General features: G+C 52.9%; 19 protein-coding genes. 6 read left to right on the top strand and 13 right to left on the bottom strand.

Features of this window, described 5'->3' with window-relative positions:
- Positions 1-46: 46 nt before the first annotated feature.
- The 8 genes from KPHS_20920 to KPHS_20850 form a co-directional block, all read right to left on the bottom strand.
- Positions 47-805 (bottom strand): DeoR/GlpR transcriptional regulator, encoded by a 759-nt coding sequence (locus KPHS_20920; protein ID YP_005226392.1) that lies wholly within the window; start codon positions 803-805, stop codon positions 47-49.
- A 137-nt stretch (positions 806-942) separates the two neighbouring features.
- Positions 943-1,926, bottom strand: a complete 984-nt coding sequence (locus tag KPHS_20910; RefSeq protein ID YP_005226391.1) for a putative oxidoreductase — start codon at positions 1,924-1,926, stop codon at positions 943-945.
- Between the two features lie 9 nt (positions 1,927-1,935).
- Positions 1,936-2,883, bottom strand: coding sequence for a putative sugar kinase (locus KPHS_20900; RefSeq protein YP_005226390.1), 948 nt, complete (start codon positions 2,881-2,883; stop codon positions 1,936-1,938).
- A 4-nt stretch (positions 2,884-2,887) separates the two neighbouring features.
- Complete coding sequence (locus tag KPHS_20890; protein ID YP_005226389.1) at positions 2,888-3,724, bottom strand: putative aldolase; 837 nt, start codon at positions 3,722-3,724, stop codon at positions 2,888-2,890.
- A 24-nt stretch (positions 3,725-3,748) separates the two neighbouring features.
- Positions 3,749-4,792 (bottom strand): putative oxidoreductase, Zn-dependent and NAD(P)-binding protein, encoded by a 1,044-nt coding sequence (locus tag KPHS_20880; RefSeq protein ID YP_005226388.1) that lies wholly within the window; start codon positions 4,790-4,792, stop codon positions 3,749-3,751.
- A gap of 17 nt (positions 4,793-4,809) precedes the next feature.
- A complete protein-coding gene (locus KPHS_20870; protein YP_005226387.1) occupies positions 4,810-6,117 on the bottom strand; it encodes a metabolite transporter YdjK in 1,308 nt (435 codons plus the stop codon).
- 99 nt (positions 6,118-6,216) lie between these two features.
- The gene (locus KPHS_20860; protein YP_005226386.1) at positions 6,217-6,981 is read right to left on the bottom strand and encodes a putative oxidoreductase, Zn-dependent and NAD(P)-binding protein; all 765 of its coding nucleotides are present in this window, start codon (positions 6,979-6,981) and stop codon (positions 6,217-6,219) included.
- Entirely contained in the window at positions 6,957-7,292 is a 336-nt protein-coding gene (locus KPHS_20850) for a zinc-binding dehydrogenase family oxidoreductase (protein YP_005226385.1), read from the bottom strand. Before KPHS_20850 ends, KPHS_20860 begins: the two co-directional genes overlap by 25 nt.
- A gap of 325 nt (positions 7,293-7,617) precedes the next feature.
- Between KPHS_20850 and KPHS_20840 the strand changes: the two genes are divergently transcribed.
- Positions 7,618-8,871, top strand: a complete 1,254-nt coding sequence (locus KPHS_20840) for a putative chitinase II (RefSeq protein YP_005226384.1) — start codon at positions 7,618-7,620, stop codon at positions 8,869-8,871.
- A 160-nt stretch (positions 8,872-9,031) separates the two neighbouring features.
- Positions 9,032-9,376, top strand: coding sequence for an HNH nuclease family protein (locus tag KPHS_20830; protein ID YP_005226383.1), 345 nt, complete (start codon positions 9,032-9,034; stop codon positions 9,374-9,376).
- 94 nt (positions 9,377-9,470) lie between these two features.
- Here the strand turns inward: KPHS_20830 and KPHS_20820 are convergent, their stop codons facing one another.
- The gene (locus tag KPHS_20820; protein ID YP_005226382.1) at positions 9,471-9,749 is read right to left on the bottom strand and encodes a YeaC family protein; all 279 of its coding nucleotides are present in this window, start codon (positions 9,747-9,749) and stop codon (positions 9,471-9,473) included.
- Positions 9,750-9,792: 43 nt separating this feature from the next.
- Positions 9,793-10,206, bottom strand: a complete 414-nt coding sequence (locus tag KPHS_20810; RefSeq protein ID YP_005226381.1) for a methionine sulfoxide reductase B — start codon at positions 10,204-10,206, stop codon at positions 9,793-9,795.
- 338 nt (positions 10,207-10,544) lie between these two features.
- On the opposite strand from KPHS_20810, the gene KPHS_20800 reads away from it, so the two are divergent.
- Both KPHS_20800 and KPHS_20790 read left to right on the top strand, forming a co-directional pair.
- Positions 10,545-11,540 (top strand): glyceraldehyde-3-phosphate dehydrogenase, encoded by a 996-nt coding sequence (locus tag KPHS_20800; protein ID YP_005226380.1) that lies wholly within the window; start codon positions 10,545-10,547, stop codon positions 11,538-11,540.
- A 74-nt stretch (positions 11,541-11,614) separates the two neighbouring features.
- Positions 11,615-12,499: a D-hexose-6-phosphate mutarotase gene (locus tag KPHS_20790; protein ID YP_005226379.1), complete on the top strand. Its 885-nt coding sequence runs from the start codon at positions 11,615-11,617 to the stop codon at positions 12,497-12,499.
- Positions 12,500-12,555: 56 nt separating this feature from the next.
- Here KPHS_20790 and KPHS_20780 read toward each other — a convergent pair whose 3' ends face one another.
- Both KPHS_20780 and KPHS_20770 read right to left on the bottom strand, forming a co-directional pair.
- The gene (locus KPHS_20780; RefSeq protein YP_005226378.1) at positions 12,556-13,371 is read right to left on the bottom strand and encodes a putative an aldehyde reductase; all 816 of its coding nucleotides are present in this window, start codon (positions 13,369-13,371) and stop codon (positions 12,556-12,558) included.
- A 129-nt stretch (positions 13,372-13,500) separates the two neighbouring features.
- Positions 13,501-14,247: a scaffolding protein for murein-synthesising holoenzyme gene (locus KPHS_20770; protein YP_005226377.1), complete on the bottom strand. Its 747-nt coding sequence runs from the start codon at positions 14,245-14,247 to the stop codon at positions 13,501-13,503.
- 416 nt (positions 14,248-14,663) lie between these two features.
- Between KPHS_20770 and KPHS_20760 the strand changes: the two genes are divergently transcribed.
- A complete protein-coding gene (locus KPHS_20760) occupies positions 14,664-16,598 on the top strand; it encodes a protein kinase YeaG (RefSeq protein YP_005226376.1) in 1,935 nt (644 codons plus the stop codon).
- Positions 16,599-16,683: 85 nt separating this feature from the next.
- Entirely contained in the window at positions 16,684-17,967 is a 1,284-nt protein-coding gene (locus tag KPHS_20750) for a YeaH/YhbH family protein (protein ID YP_005226375.1), read from the top strand.
- 45 nt (positions 17,968-18,012) lie between these two features.
- Here KPHS_20750 and KPHS_20740 read toward each other — a convergent pair whose 3' ends face one another.
- Positions 18,013-18,576 carry a hypothetical protein gene (locus KPHS_20740; RefSeq protein ID YP_005226374.1) on the bottom strand — a complete coding sequence of 188 codons (564 nt, stop codon included), beginning with the start codon at positions 18,574-18,576 and terminating at the stop codon, positions 18,013-18,015.
- Positions 18,577-18,608 lie beyond the last annotated feature (32 nt).

Here is an 18,608-nt window from a genome sequence, read left to right as displayed (position 1 = left end):
TACCCAAGCGCAAACTAAAATAATATTAATCGGAATAGCAATAAAGCTAATAAACGAGTTGAATATTATTCTCTTTACAAAATGCTATCCATTCCGCACCTGGTGCCTTATTGGTTATAAGGTAATTAATATGGCTAAAATCTACCAACTGGACAAAAGCTTTACGATCGAACTTAGAGTGATCGACCAACAGCGCCACTTCCGTCGCCTGGCGAATCATCGTTTTCTTGATTTCCGCTTCTGCTTCGTTGGAGTCAAGCGCTCCGTTCTTCATATCCAGCCCTTTACAGCTCATTACCATAATATCAACGTGATAACGACTGATAATTTCCTTAGTGATTCTTCCCTGCAGCGACAGCGTATTTTTATTCAGTTCACCGCCGGTAGAAACAACGTTAATTTCCGACTGCGCCAGTTCGTGAAAAGCTTCCGCCGAGTTGGTTAACAGCGTGAGATCGTTTCTTTCCTTCAGCAGTTTTAATAACTCCATCGCCGTACTGCTGGAATCAGCAGCCATAGTGGTTTTATTCTTAATAAATGGTAATGCATTACGGGCAATGGTCTGTTTCTCTTCAAAGAAAGACTTTGCGCGTTTATAAAAATGAATGTTATCGGATAATGCGGTGGTGTTTAATACCGCACCGCCATACGTACGGGTCAGAAAACCCTCATCTTCGAGCTTTTCAAGATCGCGGCGAATAGTTTCCTCCGTGACCTGAAAAATTGAGCTTAAATGAGAAACCACCACTTTCTTATCATTAGCCACCATTTGCTTGATGGCCTGAATCCTGTCTTTTGCCGCCACGATAACACCTCTGTTTCCTGCAACGTAATAATAAGACCGTAGTATCTCACAGGCTATGTTTATTTTCAAAAGAACCTGTCTGAATCACAGATTTTAATACTCTATTACACAGAAACAGAGGCCAGGCCGTTCTCCCGTTACTTCGTATCCAGCGCTACTGCCATTTCACGCATTAATAGTGAATCCTCATCAGTCAAGGCGATAGTTAATGCATCAGTATTCTCGCGAACTTGCTCTGGTGACGTTGCGCCACTCAGCAAGGTGATTAAGTCGCTCTGTTTTAAAATCCACGCCAGCGCCAGCGCGGGGATCGTGCAGTGGTATTTTGCACACAGCGGCCGCCACTCCTCGAGCATATCCATTACCCGCAGCATATTTTCCCGCTGGAACCAGACTTTGTTAGCCCGCGCGCCGCCGGGAACATAATCCCGGCCGATAGTCCCGGTCAACAGCCCCTGCTCAAGCGGTGAATAGACCTGCACAATGATGCCATTCTGCCGGCATAACGGCAGCAGTTCACCTTCCAGCGCCCGGTCAAGGATGCTGTACTTGGCCTGGATGATATCCAGCTCACCGTGTTTGAGATACTCCCTGATATGCCCGGCATCGACGTTCGCCGCACCGATAGAACGAATTTTCCCCTCTTTTTTCAGTGCGTTCAGCGTATCTACAGTTTCCGCAATCGGCGTAAAACAGGGCTCTACGGACTGCCAGTGGGTCATATAGATATCAATGGTGTCGATACCCAGCCTTTGCAGGCTGGCTTCCACCTCTTCGCGAATCGACTCAGGCGTGAGATTTTTGTACAGCTGACGATCGCCAACTTTGTTAAACAGGCTGCCCGTCCGCTCCCAGACGATGCCACATTTGGTTTCGACAACGATATCGTTACGCGGCAGCTTTTTCAGCGCCTGCCCGACAATCACTTCACTGTTGCCAAAATTGTATCCCGGCGCGGTATCAATCAGATTAATGCCGCAGCGATGCGCCTCGACAATGGTATCGATGCAAACCTGCAAATCGAGATCGCCGTTCCATGCCGGACCGCCGCCAATAGCCCATGTCCCTAATCCCATGCGGGAAAGTTTAATATCCGTACTGCCTAAAGGAATCATTTTCATCTGCCGCTATTACCCTTCGTATTCGTCGAGAAGTTGTTCAACCAGCTTTCTGTTTTTCACGCCCGTTGTGGCACCCACGCTCAGTACCGATATTGCGGCCGTTGCGTTAGCAAACAACGCGCACTCGCGCAGCGGCTTGCCTTCAAGCAGCGCGGAGATAAATCCCGAGGCAAAATTATCCCCCGCGCCGATGGTGTCGATGGCGGTAATTCCCGACACCGCAGGGACCTCCATTTTCATATCGGCACGCTTGATAAAGCAGCCTCTCTTGCCGGTCTTGATCACTACCGTTTTCACGCCGCAGTCGAGGAAGCTGTCGGCAATTTCATCCAGCGTCTCTTTCCCGGTGAGAAGTCTCGCCTCTTCAAAGTTGGGAAACAGATAATCCACGTAGCTCAGCGCATGGCGAATATCTTCCAGCGTTTCGTTAAGGCGGGGCTTAATCATATCGGCGCAAATAATTAACCGATACGCTTTCGCCTGCGTAAAAATCTCCGTTAACGCTTTACCATCGAGCAGCGGGCTATTAAAAATACTCGCCAGCGACAGCACCTTTGCCTGCGAGAAGCGGTCTAAATCAACATCGTTAATATTTAGTTTCCACAGGCTGCCGTTGCGATTGGTGACAAAAGTACGTTCACCATCGGCGGTGACTAAACCCACATTAATGGAAGTATCAATATCGGCATCCTGCTTCAGGCTCTGAATATCAATATTCTCCCGCCGACAGTGATCGACAATAAAATGTCCTGGCGCGTCATCGCCCACGCGGCTAATTAACGCCGTGCGATGACCGAGACGAGAAATAATTGTCGCTTCATTAATCGCATCCCCTCCCGTGGTCATGGCAATGCGTTCTAATGGGTAAGAGTCAACATCAAAGATATTTTTACTCACCGGTTGAAGGGGAATATCAACAATAGCTGCCCCGATACAAATAACCTCGATATTCTCCATATTGTCATTCCGCTTTACCGTCAGAGCCAAACAGTTTGATTTTCTCCATAGCGCGCACTTTAACCGCTTTGCGGACCTCGCGCTCAACGTGCAGGAAAGGCTGATTCTGATTCTCCTGCACCGCCGCCATTGCCGCCTGACACAGTTCGGTATGGATATTGATTTTCGAAATGCCTAATGAAATAGCTTTTTTGATATCCGCATCGCTAATACCGGACGCGCCGTGCAGCACCAGCGGAACGGATACCGCCTCGCGTACGCGTTTAACCACCTCAAAATTCAGTTTGGGTTCTGAGGTATAAACCCCATGCTGGTTACCAATTGCCACCGCCAAAGAGTCGCAGCCGGTACGTTCGACGAACTCCGCCGCCTGGCTCGGGTCAGTATAGTGGTAGCCCGCCAACGCTTCTTCATAAACCGTTTCATTCCCCACGTGGCCTAACTCCGCTTCAACCGGAATGCCCAGAGGGTGGAAGAAGTCCACCGCCTCTTTAGTCAGGCGAATATTTTCTTCGAAATCAAAGGCGGAGGCATCGCGCATCAGCGAATTCATACCATGGACCCAGGCGTTGTGGATAATCTCCATGCTACGCCCGTGATCCCAATGGGTAATAACCGGCACCGAGGCTTTTTTAGCCATCGATACCATCATATGCGAAAAATCTTCAAACGAGGTATTACCCACAAAACCGGTACCGAAAGAGATAATTACCGGCGATTTAGACTCTTCTGCCGCATCAATGACCCCCATTAACATTTCCGCATTCCAAACATTAAAGTGGGCAATCGCGTAATGTTTATTCTGGGCATCGCTTTCCCAATATTTAATATCGGCCAGCATGGTTGCTTCTCCCTTTTCAATAAATTAATGGTTAACTTTAATAACGCCTTTGATAATTTCGCGTTTGTTGTTAACGGACTCGTCAAACGCGCGCTGAACATCTTCATAATCATAAATATGCGTCACCATCGACTTGACATCGAAACGCCCGGAGGAAATGGCTTCAATGGTGACCGGATAGCGGTTGGCATAGCGGAAAACGGTCTGAATTGAGACTTCACGGTTAATTTTGAGAAAATTAATCGCCGAATCTCCGGGAACCGTACCAACGATCATGATTTTCCCGCCGCGCATCACCAGATACGGAGCCTGCTTCACGGTGATCGCCGAGCCGGCCGTTTCAAAAACAATGTCTGCCCCGATATCGCCGGAGAATTGCTGACAGCGGGCGACGGTGTCCTCTTTCGCACCGTTGATGACGGTCGTCGCCCCAAGCTTCCCGGCCATGGCCAGACGCTTTTCCAGAACATCGACAACGGCGATGTCGGTTGCCCCTAAACACTTACAGGCTTGCAGGGTCATTAAGCCAATACAGCCGGCCCCCAGGATGACGATTTTCTTGCCAGGCTTCACGTCAGCCAGCATTGCGGCATGCATCCCTACCGCCGCAGGCTCTACCAGCGCGCCTTCCATGGTGCCCATGTTATCGGGTAGCTTGTAAGTGAAGCTTTCCGGATGGCATAGATAGTGGGTTAGCGCGCCGCGATAGTTAGGCTGCGTGGCCATAAAGTCGACATCAGGGCAGATGTTGTATTTCCCCTCCAGACAGTAGCGGCAGTGGCCGCACGGCACGCCGGGTTCAATGTTCACCCGGTCGCCCGGTTTAAATTTACTGACGCGACTTCCCACCGCCACCACCGTACCGGCACATTCATGCCCGAGACCAATTTCCTGGTTTGGGTCTTTCGGCGGAATAAAAGGGCCCGATTCAAACCCGTGAACATCTGAACCGCAAATACCAACGTATTCAACTTTGATCAGCACTTCATGCTCTTTGGGTACCGGGATATCGGCGGCAATAATTTTCATCGTACCCGGGGTTTTTAATATCGCTTTTGAATTTTTCATTTTATTTCCCGTCAATATTATTTGCTGGTAACTGCATCAATACCGAGACTTTCGACAGAGACGCCTTTGGTTTCAATTCCGATGGTCGCAATGGCAATGGCGACAATAATGGAGACGGTTCCCAGCAGAACAAATACCCCCGTCACGCCATAACCGTTAAGCAATACCGCGACCGCATAAGGAGCGGCGATACCGCTGATACGCCCAACCGCATTCGCCAGACCGGAACCGCGAAGCTTCGCTTCTGTCGGCCATATTTCCGGAACATAGACTGCCGAGGCGTAGCAAACGTACATATACACAAACGTAATCAGAAAGAAGCCAATTAACGTAATTAATAGCATGCTGGTTTGCAGAGAATAGATATATCCCAGCCCGGCAATTAATACCAACAGCCCCACCCCCATAGTTTTTCTGGGTATTTTATCCATGACCAGCATGGCGATAAAAATCCCAAACGGCGCGCCAAACATACTCATCGTGTTTAAGACAATCGAGTCTTTAAGATTAATGCCCTGGGTCATAAATATCGTCGGCAGCCAGTTAATTAAGGTATACTGGACAACGTTCATGGCGATCAGGACAAAGGAACCTAAAATAACGCGTTTCAGCAACACACCTGTTAATAAGGCCGAATAAGGAACTGCGCGCGGGGCTTTGCCGTCATCTTCAATTACCACAGGCGGTAGCGGCTTGCCGGTCTGCAGAACAACCCCTTCTTCAATGGCACGCATTACCTTTTCAGCTTCGGCGTAGCGCCCGCGGGACTCAAGCCAACGAGGCGACTCCGGGAAACGACGCCAGGCAATAATAGTCGCCATTAGCGACAGTACGGCCGGGATCAATAACTGTACTCGCCAGTTCCATTCTGCGCTAATTAACGGCGTCAATCCCATGGCGATGAGCGAACAGAGCGGATAAGACCAGTTGCCGATAAACGAGACCCGGCTTGACCAGGTGCCGCGATTTCTGCCAGGCATATATTCGGTGAACCCGGCAAACAGGGTCACCAGGAGCGCCCCTAATCCAACCCCCATGACAAAACGGCAGGCGATCAGGAAGGTCATATTCGGTGAAAACGCCCCAACGACCATGGCAATAATATGAATCGCTTCATACAGAATAAATGCGTTTTTACGCCCGATTTTATCGCCAATGATCCCACCACCGAGCGCGCCGAGAAACATTCCCGCAGTCGTAATGGCGGAAAACGTAGCGGTGGTGGAATTATCGGTCCAGCCAAGTTCTTTTAACTGCGCGAGAATTAATCCGCCTACGGCATTACTCCAGCAGACCAGTAATCCGAAGGCGACTATGGCAAACATTGACGAATGCCAGCGACAATCTGGCAGTCGATCCAGCCTCGCGCCACAATGCGGTTTTGCTATATGTTCCATCCGGGAACCTTCCTTTAATAAATGGGCTTATTCATCAAAGTCGTAGGTCATGATGACCTTAATCGCGGTTTTATCGACCATAGCGTCAAACCCTTCGCGCCATTGCGACAGGCCGATACGGTGAGTGATCATCGGTTTGACTTTGATCGCACCGCTGGCCAGCAAGCGGATAGCATTACGCCAGGAGGTGGAGTCGTAGGCCATATGACCAATGATGCTTTTGTTCCACGCGGTAATGTCGTTGATGGAGAAATCGAGAGGTTTGAAACCCATGCCCACGCGAACCACTTCCCCGTTGGGGCGCAGCATTTCGATAGATTGTTTGAGGGCAATATTAGCGCCGGAGCATTCGATAACCAGGCCCAGGTTGTCTTTACCGCAGATTTCCTGGCAACGCGTGACCACATCTTCGGTCGAACCGTTGACGACCGCTGTCGCCCCCAGCTCTTTGGCAATAGGGAAGCGTACCGCGACATCCTCTTCCAGTCCGACCATGACAATGTTCACTGCCCCCATGATGCGCGCCATTTGCACGGAAAAGAGCCCTAATGGACCGGTACCAAAAACCACGACGTCCTGGCCAGGTAGAAATTTGGATTGTTGAGCAATAGATTTGTAAGCGTTACAGATAGGATCCAGCACCGCGGCTTCTTCATAATCAACGCCCTGCGGGATCTCCCACAGTGCATGGCGGTGAATTTTGAGAATCTCACCTGGCACCAGGCAATATTTCGAAAATCCGCCCCCCCAGGTGTTGTTATCAAGTCCTAAATTAACTTTTCTGTACAACACAGAAAATCACCTTGTTCGCAGGCCGGACATACACCGCACACGTGCCCACTGTTGTCAGAAACCACCCGCTGACCGACTTTCCAGTCCTTGACTTTGTCGCCGATGCGGACAATTTGTCCGGCAAATTCATGGCCGCGGATGGAGTTAAATTGATCCGATCCGCTATCAACATTGTAATGCTTCATGTCAGCGCCGCAGATAGCCGCCGCTTTGATTTCAATCACGATGTCATCCGGGCCGCAAATCGGCTCCGGTACATCAATCATCTTATAGCCGCCAAAGGCCTTACCAAATCTTGCCAGTGCTTTCATTGCGTCTTCCTTTGTTGATTTGTGGTTTTGCTTCAATGGTCGTCATACTTAACCACACAATCTTCAAGGTCAACATTAAATCTTTAAAACGCAGATATAGATCTGCATTTCACAACTCAGATCACAAATACAGCAAATTTCATTATGAGAAAATGAAGGAATGACAATGACTGACCACTAAAGGATGCCTTCTGCCGCCTCGCTATCGTCCATAAATTGAACTCTCTCGCAGTTTCAACAGGTTATTGCTGCTAGTCTGGCAAGGCTGTTTTTTCGCCACGCCCTTTCCGTGGCGTGGTTATTTTTATGTCAAAGAGGAACCACTATGAAACGTTTGCCCTTGCTGGCAGCTTTGCCCTTGCTTTGCGCTTCCGCGCTCTCTGCCCAACCGCTGATGTCCGTCGGCTATTTTAACGGCGGCGGCGATGTCACCGCCGGGCCGGGCGGTGATATCGATAAGCTGGACGTCCGGCAGATCACCCATCTCAACTACTCGTTTGGCCTTATCTATAACGATGAAAAAGACGAGACCAATGCGGCCCTGAAGGATCCTGCTCATCTGCACGAGATCTGGCTGTCGCCGAAGGTGCAGGCGGATCTGCAAAAGCTCCCCGCCCTGCGTAAACAGAATCCGGACCTCAAAGTCCTGCTGTCGGTCGGCGGCTGGGGCGCGCGTGGTTTCTCCGGCGCGGCGGCGACCGCAGAAAGTCGCGCCGTCTTTATTCGTTCCGCGCAGAAAATCATCCAGCAATATGGTCTGGACGGCATTGACCTCGACTGGGAGTTTCCGGTCAACGGCGCCTGGGGACTGGTGGCCAGCCAGCCGGCTGACCGCGACAACTTCACTGCCCTGCTGAAATCGCTGCGTGAGGCAGTCGGTGAGCAAAAGCTGGTGACTATCGCCGTAGGCGCCAATGCCGAGAGCCCGAAAAGCTGGGTGGACGTCAAAGCGGTGGCCCCGGTGCTGAACTACATCAACCTGATGACCTACGACATGGCCTACGGCACGCAGTACTTCAACTCGAATCTGTATGACTCCAGCCACTGGCCGACGGTCGCCGCAGCGGATAAATACAGCGCCGATTTTGTGGTCAACAATTACCTGGCCGCCGGGCTTAAACCCAGCCAGATGAACCTCGGGATTGGTTTTTATGGCCGGGTACCGAAACGGGCGGTCGAGCCGGGGATTGACTGGACGAAAGCGGATGCGCAAAACAATCCGGTCACCCAGCCCTATTTTGGGCCGCAACAGATCGCGCTGTTTGCCTCGCTGGGCTATGACCTGAGCAAAGACACCTACGTGAAATACAATGATATCGTGGGCAAACTGCTCAACGATCCGCAAAAGCGTTTTACCGAGCACTGGGACGATGAGGCGAAGGTTCCGTGGCTGTCGGTGCAGTCCGCGGAGGGCAAGCCGCTGTTCGCCCTCTCCTATGAGAACCCGCGCTCGGTAGCCATTAAGGCGGACTATATCAAGGCGAAGGGCCTCGCCGGGGCCATGTTCTGGGAATATGGCGCCGATGACCAGAATCAGCTGGCCCGTCAGCTGGCGGAATCGCTGGGGATCAAACACTAATCATGGCTGTTCCGCCGCATCGTCGGCACCGAGAGGCGTGACGCAGGCAGCATCGCCTGCAATGCAGGTATATCGCGCCGCCCGGGATAGGTTATGATGCCTGTTATCCGCTGCGCCAGGGGTTGGCGCAGCTTAACCGTTTGACAGGAGGCAGGGGGCCATGGCCTATATCCCCAAAAATTACGCACGTCTGGAAGTGGGTTACCGCGAAAAGGCGCTCAAGCTTTTTCCCTGGGTGTGCGGACGCTGCTCACGGGAGTTTGTCTACTCCAATCTGCGCGAGCTGACGGTGCACCACATCGATCACGACCACTCCAATAACCCGGAAGATGGCAGCAACTGGGAGATGTTGTGCCTGTACTGTCACGATCACGAACATTCCAAGTACACCGAAGCCGATCAGTATGGCTCCACGGTGGTGGCAGGGGAAGATGCGCAAAAGAGCGTCGGCGAGGCCACCTACAACCCGTTTGCCGATCTGAAAGCGATGATGAACAAAAAGTAAGCGAAGCGGCTGACCGCCGGACGCGGTCATTCGACATGACGCCATCCGGCGCGCGGTTACCCGACGCCGGAACGTCTCACCGCCGGCCGGCGGTTTATTGCAGTTTAACGGTGGCGATCGGCTTCGGCACGATGCCAAAATCCTCTTTCAGCTGCTGTTTGCTCTTCATTACCATCTGCCCGCTGGTGTCGATGGTCATGTGCTGGGCGTCGGTGTTATACCGGGCCTGCCAGAGCATCACCAGCTGCAGGCTATTTTCCTTCTGCTCCGGCGTCAGCGCGACGCCATCCGGCCATTTTCCCAGCTCTACCGCCGTCGCCAGACGCTGATACACTTCCGGCGTCATACTGTCGATAATTTGCTCAATATCCATCTTCCGCTCACCTCCGCCTGGAATAATTTGCTGAATCGTTTCTTCAACCCTTGATTTGCTCGCCATTTTGCTCATCGGTGAAGCTCAGCGATGCCGAGTTGACACAATAGCGCTCGCCGGTCGGCTGCGGACCATCCGGAAACACGTGGCCGAGATGGGCATCACAGTTTCCGCAACGGATCTCAATGCGCTGCATGCCGTGCGAATTGTCGGTCAGATAGCGAATGGCCTCCGCGCTTACCGGCTCGTAGAAGCTCGGCCAGCCGCAGCCGGAGTCGTATTTAGTCTGGGAGTTAAACAGCGGCGCATCGCACACCAGGCAGTGGTACACGCCATTTTTCTTGTTGTGCAACAGCCGTCCGGTGAAAGGCGGTTCGGTGCCATGATGCTGCGTCACGTAAAACTGCATTTCGCTCAAGCCATTTTTCAGCTCTTCCGGGGTGGGTTTATTCGCCATGGGCTTACATCTCGCTTTGCAATGGACTACTTTCGCTCCAATTCTAACAAAACATTAACAATGAAGCGTACACTTTTGTTCTAAACTTATCCGGTGCCCACAGGCAGCCAGATAATTGTGACTTAAATCACGTTTTTATCTTAAATGCCCTTTAAAATTCCGCGCGCAGCCCCCATATGGAATTGGGCTCAAAGGGAAAGTGAGGCAAATCAATCGCGCAAAGGTCTGCTCAGGATTGATTTGTCGCAATGATTGACACGATTCCGCTTGACGCTGCGTAAGGTTTTTGTAATTTTACAGGCAACCTTTTATTCACTAACAAATAGCTGGTGGAATATATGACTATCAAAGTAGGTATCAACGGTTTTGGCCGTATCGGTCGCATTGTTTTCCGTGCTGCTCAGAAACGTTCTGACATCGAGATCGTTGCAATCAACGACCTGTTAGACGCAGAGTACATGGCTTACATGCTGAAGTATGACTCCACTCACGGTCGTTTCGACGGTACCGTTGAAGTGAAAGACGGTCATCTGGTCGTTAACGGTAAAAAAATCCGTGTTACCGCTGAACGTGACCCGGCTAACCTGAAGTGGGACGAAGTTGGTGTTGACGTTGTTGCTGAAGCAACCGGTATCTTCCTGACCGACGAAACCGCTCGTAAACACATCACCGCTGGCGCGAAAAAAGTCGTTCTGACTGGCCCGTCCAAAGACAACACTCCGATGTTCGTTCGCGGCGCTAACTTCGACGCTTACGCTGGCCAGGACATCGTTTCCAACGCTTCCTGCACCACTAACTGCCTGGCGCCGCTGGCTAAAGTTATCAACGACAACTTCGGTATCGTTGAAGGCCTGATGACCACCGTCCACGCTACCACCGCTACTCAGAAAACCGTTGATGGCCCGTCTCACAAAGACTGGCGCGGCGGCCGCGGCGCAGCTCAGAACATCATCCCGTCCTCTACCGGCGCTGCTAAAGCAGTAGGTAAAGTACTGCCAGAACTGAACGGCAAACTGACCGGTATGGCGTTCCGCGTTCCAACTCCGAACGTATCTGTTGTTGACCTGACCGTTCGTCTGGAAAAAGCAGCGTCCTACGAAGAAATCAAGAAAGCCATCAAAGCCGCTTCTGAAGGCGCTATGAAAGGCGTTCTGGGTTACACCGAAGACGACGTTGTTTCTACCGACTTCAACGGCGAAGTTTGCACTTCCGTGTTCGATGCTAAAGCGGGTATCGCACTGAACGACAACTTCGTGAAACTGGTTTCCTGGTACGACAACGAAACCGGCTACTCCAACAAAGTTCTGGATCTGATTGCCCACATCTCCAAATAAGTTGAGATGAAAAAGTAATCTGTAAGAGCGACTTCGGTCGCTCTTTTTTTTGTCTGCAGAGATAGGATTGCACAATGATAAATAAAATTTTTGCTCTCCCGGTGAATGAAACCATTTCTCCCGTGATCTCCCGTCGCCAGCTGGATGACCTGGAGCTGATTGTCATCGACCATCCGCAGGTGAAAGCCTCTGTGGCGCTGCAGGGGGCGCACCTGCTCTCCTGGAAACCCGCCGGTGAAGAAGAAGTTCTGTGGCTGAGCAACAACACCCCGTTTAAACAGGGCGTCGCCCTGCGCGGCGGCGTGCCGATTTGCTGGCCCTGGTTTGGTCCTTCTGCGCAGCAAGGTCTGCCGTCGCACGGCTTTGCCCGCAATCTGCCATGGACCCTGGAAGGTCATGACGAAGACGACAGCGGCGTAATGTTGACCTTTGCGCTCCAGCACAGCGCTGAAACCATGAAGCTCTGGCCGCACGAGTTCACCCTCTATGCCCGCTTTAAGCTGGGCAAGACCTGTGAAATCGAGCTGGAAGCCCACGGTGAATTCGAGACCACCTCTGCCCTGCACAGCTATTTCAACGTCGGCGATATCGCGGCGGTGAAGGTGAGCGGTCTTGGCGAGCGCTATATCGATAAAGTGAACAATGCCGAAGAAGGCGTTCTGAGCAACGGCGTGCAGACCTTCCCTGACCGCACCGATCGCGTCTATCTCAACGCCGACAGCTGCAGCGTGATCCATGACGACGCGCTAAACCGCACTATCGACGTGGTGCATCATCATCAGCACAATGTGGTGGCCTGGAACCCGGGCCCGGCGCTGTCCGTCAGCATGGGCGATATGCCGGACGATGGCTACAAAACCTTCGTTTGCGTCGAAACCTGCTGCGTAACCCAGCCGCAGAAAGCCAGCGAAGAGACGCCCTCTCGCCTGGCGCAAACCATCAGCGTGAAAAAACGCTAATAGCAAAAGCCCCGTTGGTAACGGGGCTTTTGTTTTTCTTTGCCGTGAACGATGGGTTAAACCATATCCAGCCGGGTTTTTCGCTGCGGCGGCGGATAGAGGCGGTCCAGCTGCGCGAGTTCTTCCCCACTGAGGACGACGTCGAGCGCTGCGGCATTCTGCACCACATGCTCAATACTGGCCGCTTTCGGGATCGCCAGCACTCCCGGATGACGAATCACCCAGGCGAGCAGCAGTTGCGCTACCGTAATCCCCCGCGCGTTAGCCATATTAATGATATCGCTATGCTGAAAAAGTCCATCGCGTAAGCGCCCCGCCTGCGCCAGCGGGCAGTAGGCCATCACCGGCAGACTGTGCTGCTGGCACCAGGGCAGGAGATCGTATTCAATGCCCCGCGATGCGAGATGGTAGAGCACCTGGTTGGTTGCACAGTGCTCGCCATCCGCCGTCCGCCACAGCGCCTGCATATCCTCGGTGTCCAGATTAGAGACGCCCCAGCGGCGGATCTTGCCCTCAGCCACCAGCTTCTCCATCGCCTCAACCGTCTCCTGCAGCGGGATATCCCCGCGCCAGTGCAGGAGATACATATCGAGATAGTCGGTCTGCAGCCGGCGCAGGCTGTTTTCACAGGCGCGGTGCATCGCCGCTTTGCCGGCATGCCAGGGATAGACTTTGGAGACCAGCACTACCCGGTCGCGCAGACCGCGGATCGCCTGGCCCACCACTTCCTCCGCCCCGCCGTCGGCGTACATTTCCGCCGTATCGATCACCGTCAGTCCATGGTCGATGCCCGCACGCAGTGCAGCCACTTCCTGCTGACGCTGCGCCGCATGTTCGCCCATATACCAGGTGCCCAGCCCGATGGCCGGCACTGCCGCCTGCTCGCCGAAGCGTACTGTTTTTTCACCATGTTCTCCTCCTTAACCGTATGCACCACCATAAAGCAAAACAGGGCGCAAGGCCCTGTTTTGATGCATGAAGCGCACTGTAAGAATGCACAATCAGAAGGTGTAGGTGATCCCGGTGGAGATCAGACCGCTCCAGGATTTATCCACCATCGGACTGTCGGTAATTTCATCCGACAGACGCGTGTAGCGCGCCACGCCGTAAACGCTCCAGTCACCGAGGAAGCGATAGTTAGCCGACAGTTCCAGATACGGGTTCCAGCTACTGTCCGGGTCATAGCTGCGCATGCCGCTGCGGCGCGACTCGTGCCGGGAGACACCATAGTAATATTCGTTCTGATTGTCGCTGTTCCACTCCACGCCAATACCCGGCGTCAGCGTCAGGTTACCGTTGGTGTAACGGTACAGCCAGGCGAGATCCCAGTTAATACCGTTGCTGTTATCCAGCGTATCGCCGGCAATCGTCGTGCGCAGGAAGCCATAGGGCGTGTTGTGGACATAAGAAAGACCGGCCATCACGGTCGATTTACGTTTATCCAGTCGACGCATCTGCTCGCTGTCGCTGTCGCCCGGCTTGAAGTACATTGGCGACCAGTAGGCCGTAATCGACAGTTTATCGTTGGTGTCATTCCACAGGTAGTAACCCCCGCCCAGACCGTGGAACCAGAAGTTTTCGCTCTCATAACTAATGACCGGCACCGGATAGACATCCGCATCATATTGCTTATACGGATGCTCAACGACCCCTACGCCAGCCCCAAGAGTGAACTTCCCGTCGGCATGCGCCGCGCTGGCGGACGTCGCTATCAGCACGCCGAGTGCCAGAAGTTTGATTTTAGTCACAATCCATATTCCCGTTGTCAAATAATCAGCCCGTGCAGTGTACCGTCGTAGGTCTCATGCCTCAAATTCTTTACCCGATATGACACAAATCGTTCACTTTGCCACCCTTCTCTTACCATCCGGTGACAGCCCGATGACAACTTTACGTCCCAACGAATCAAAAAGCGTCATGTTCAGGATGAGTTATTGATATGTCATTGAAATTGATTTTCTGCGCCATGCAAGATTTCTAAATGCATCTACGCTTAAATTTAGAAGGTGTAATTGCCGGGCACATTCACGCTACCCCACCCGCAACCTGGCATAAGGGTTGCTGGATACCAGGAGAGCGATGTTCAGCTTATGTCTTCCGGGGGCCCCCACTATTCATATGAACGGCTCTCAACCTGTGCTAAAAAACGAAAGGACGGCATGCCATGAATATATTCGATCACTATCGCCAGCGCTACGAAGCTGCCAAGGACGAAGAGTTCACACTGCAGGAGTTTCTTACCATCTGCCGGCAAGATCGCAGTGCCTATGCCAATGCGGCAGAACGTCTGTTGATGGCCATTGGTGAACCCGTCATGGTTGATACGGCTCTCGAGCCGCGGCTATCCCGTCTCTTTTCAAACCGGGTTATCGCACGCTATCCGGCATTTGAAGAGTTTTACGGTATGGAAGACGCCATTGAGCAGATCGTTTCCTACCTCAAGCATGCCGCCCAGGGGCTGGAAGAGAAGAAACAGATCCTCTATCTGCTGGGGCCGGTGGGCGGTGGTAAATCGTCGCTGGCTGAACGGCTGAAAGCGCTGATGCAGCGCGTGCCCATCTATGTGCTGAGCGCCAACGGCGAACGCAGTCCGGTCAACGATCACCCGCTGTGCCTGTTCAATCCACAGGAAGATGCGCAGATCCTCCAGAAAGAGTACGGCATCCCGACCCGCTATCTCGGCACCATTATGTCGCCGTGGGCGGCCAAGCGCCTGCACGAGTTTGGCGGCGATATCACGAAATTCCGCGTGGTTAAAGTCTGGCCATCGATTCTCGAGCAGGTTGCCATCGCCAAAACCGAACCGGGTGATGAAAACAACCAGGATATTTCAGCGCTGGTCGGTAAGGTGGATATCCGTAAGCTGGAACACTATGCGCAGAACGACCCGGACGCCTACGGCTACTCCGGTGCGCTGTGCCGCGCCAACCAGGGGATTATGGAGTTCGTCGAGATGTTTAAAGCGCCGATTAAGGTGCTGCATCCGCTGCTGACCGCCACCCAGGAAGGTAACTATAACGGCACCGAAGGGATCTCCGCCCTGCCGTTTAACGGGATCATCCTTGCTCACTCCAACGAATCGGAATGGGTGACCTTCCGTAATAACAAGAACAATGAGGCCTTCCTCGACCGCGTCTATATCGTCAAGGTGCCTTATTGCCTGCGTATCTCCGAAGAGATCCGCATCTATGAAAAACTGCTCAACAACAGTGAGCTGACCCATGCGCCCTGCGCCCCGGGCACCCTGGAAACCCTGGCGCGCTTTTCGATTCTGTCGCGCCTGAAAGAGCCGGAGAACTCGAGCATCTACTCGAAGATGCGGGTCTATGACGGCGAAAGTCTGAAAGATACCGACCCGAAAGCGAAGTCCTATCAGGAGTATCGCGATTACGCCGGGGTTGATGAAGGGATGAACGGGCTCTCCACCCGCTTTGCCTTTAAGATCCTGTCTCGGGTATTTAACTTCGACCACGTCGAGGTGGCCGCTAACCCGGTGCATCTGTTCTATGTGCTGGAGCAGCAGATTGAGCGCGAACAGTTCCCACAGGAGCAGGCCGAGCGCTATCTGGAATTCCTCAAAGGCTATCTGATCCCGAAATACGCCGAGTTTATCGGCAAAGAGATCCAGACCGCTTATCTGGAATCCTACTCCGAGTATGGACAGAACATTTTCGATCGCTATGTCACCTACGCTGACTTCTGGATCCAGGATCAGGAATACCGCGATCCGGACACCGGGCAGCTGTTTGACCGTGAATCGTTGAATGCCGAGCTGGAGAAAATTGAGAAGCCAGCCGGGATTAGCAACCCGAAAGACTTCCGTAACGAAATCGTCAACTTTGTGCTGCGTGCCAGAGCCAACAACAGCGGACGTAATCCGAACTGGACCAGCTATGAGAAACTGCGCACGGTTATTGAGAAGAAAATGTTCTCCAATACCGAAGAGCTGTTGCCGGTCATTTCGTTTAATGCCAAAACCTCAACCGATGAGCAGAAAAAACATGACGACTTTGTCGACCGCATGATGGAGAAAGGCTACACCCGCAAACAGGTTCGCCTGCTGTGCGAGTGGTACCTGCGGGTTCGTAAATCGTCCTGATGCGTCCAACCCGGCGGCACGCCGCCGGGTCAACTGCAGCTGAATGATGATAAGTAAAGTTGGCTAATGCAGTACAGGAGGGCATATGACCTGGTTCATAGACCGACGCCTGAACGGGAAAAACAAAAGCGCCGTCAACCGCCAGCGCTTTTTGCGCCGTTATAAGGCGCAGATTAAACAGTCGATCTCCGAGGCCATCAACAAGCGCTCGGTGACCGATATTGAGAGCGGAGAATCCGTCTCGATCCCGACGGACGATATCAACGAGCCGATGTTTCATCAGGGTCGCGGCGGCCTGCGCAACCGCGTCCACCCGGGCAACGACCATTTTGTGCAAAACGACCGCATTGAGCGCCCGCAAGGCGGTGGTGGCGGCGGCGGTAGCGGTCAGGGGCAAGCCAGCGCCGATGGTGAAGGAAAGGATGAGTTTGTCTTCCAGATCTCGAAAGATGAATACCTGGATCTGTTATTTGAAGATCTGGCCCTGCCGAACCTGAAGAAAAACCAGCACCGGCAGCTGAATGAGTTTAAAACCCATCGCGCGGGTTTTACCTCCAATGGGGTGCCAGCCAACATCAGCGTGGTACGTTCACTGCAGAACTCGCTGGCCCGCCGTACGGCGATGACCGCCGGCAAGCGTCGTGAACTGCGCGCCCTGGAGGAGGATCTGGAAGCCATCAGCCGCAGCGAACCGGTGCAACTGCTGGAGGAGGAGCGCCTGCGCAAAGAGATTGCCGAACTGCGGGCTAAAATAGAGCGGGTGCCGTTTATCGACACCTTTGATTTACGCTACAAAAATTACGAAAAACGGCCGGAGCCTTCCAGCCAGGCGGTGATGTTCTGTCTGATGGACGTCTCAGGCTCGATGGACCAGGCCACCAAAGACATGGCCAAGCGCTTTTATATCCTGCTGTATCTGTTCCTCAGCCGGACTTATAAAAATGTCGACGTGGTCTATATCCGCCACCATACCCAGGCAAAAGAGGTGGATGAGCACGAATTCTTCTATTCTCAGGAAACCGGCGGCACCATTGTCTCCAGCGCCCTGAAGCTGATGGATGAAGTAGTGCAGGCCCGCTATGACCCGGCGCAGTGGAACATCTACGCCGCCCAGGCGTCGGATGGCGACAACTGGGCCGATGACTCCCCGCTGTGCCACGAACTGCTGGCGAAGAAAATTCTGCCGGTGGTGCGTTATTACAGCTATATCGAAATTACCCGCCGGGCGCATCAGACCCTGTGGCGCGAGTATGAACACCTGCAGGCGACCTTTGATAATTTCGCCATGCAGCATATTCGCGACCAGGAGGATATCTACCCGGTATTCCGCGAACTGTTTCATAAGCAGTCATCTAAAAGTGAAGCTTAATTAAATACTCAGCCAGTGAGTCGAGTGACTTGCTGGCTGTTTTCCTCAGACACAAGGCCCGGTGGCACATCCATACATCATGTAAAACGGAAACAACGGGGCCAGGGCAACGGCGCCAAGCGAGCTAATCGTTTTGGTCTTATCATTGATTGATACCACAACGGGGTGCGCTAACTGGTAGGCGGCGGCCAGATCTGACGCGTCCGATGCAGTCCAAAATCCTGTCGCTTTAAACAACACCCCGAGGCGATCGTTATCAATTTGCACCGCATGATACTGATTCACCAGCTCGCTATGCTGCCCGGCATCCAGTTTGCGCTGATCCATCACCACCAGATATTCCGCCGTCACCTCATGTTGTTCCACGACAAAGTTAACCCGCACGCCGGAAGCCTGTTGGTGAAAGCGTTCATAAAAGGTCTTATAACGCTGATATTCCTGAGGCACACCGTCACGGACAAAGCGGTAACTGTATTTCGCTGAGCTGGCGACAATACCGGACTCTGTGGGTTTCATCGCCACAATGGTATCCCGAGGCGGCAAGTTTGGCGTGCTGGTACATCCTGCGAGTATCGCCACCACCACCAGCGATAAGACATATTTCATCATTTTCAGCCGTTCCTGTTCGCGATTTTCTCTAT

The organism is Klebsiella pneumoniae subsp. pneumoniae HS11286 (assembly GCF_000240185.1).
GTDB lineage: Bacteria > Pseudomonadota > Gammaproteobacteria > Enterobacterales > Enterobacteriaceae > Klebsiella > Klebsiella pneumoniae.
The sequence above is the reverse complement of the archived record's forward strand: the minus strand, read 5'-3'. Positions and strand labels throughout refer to the sequence as shown.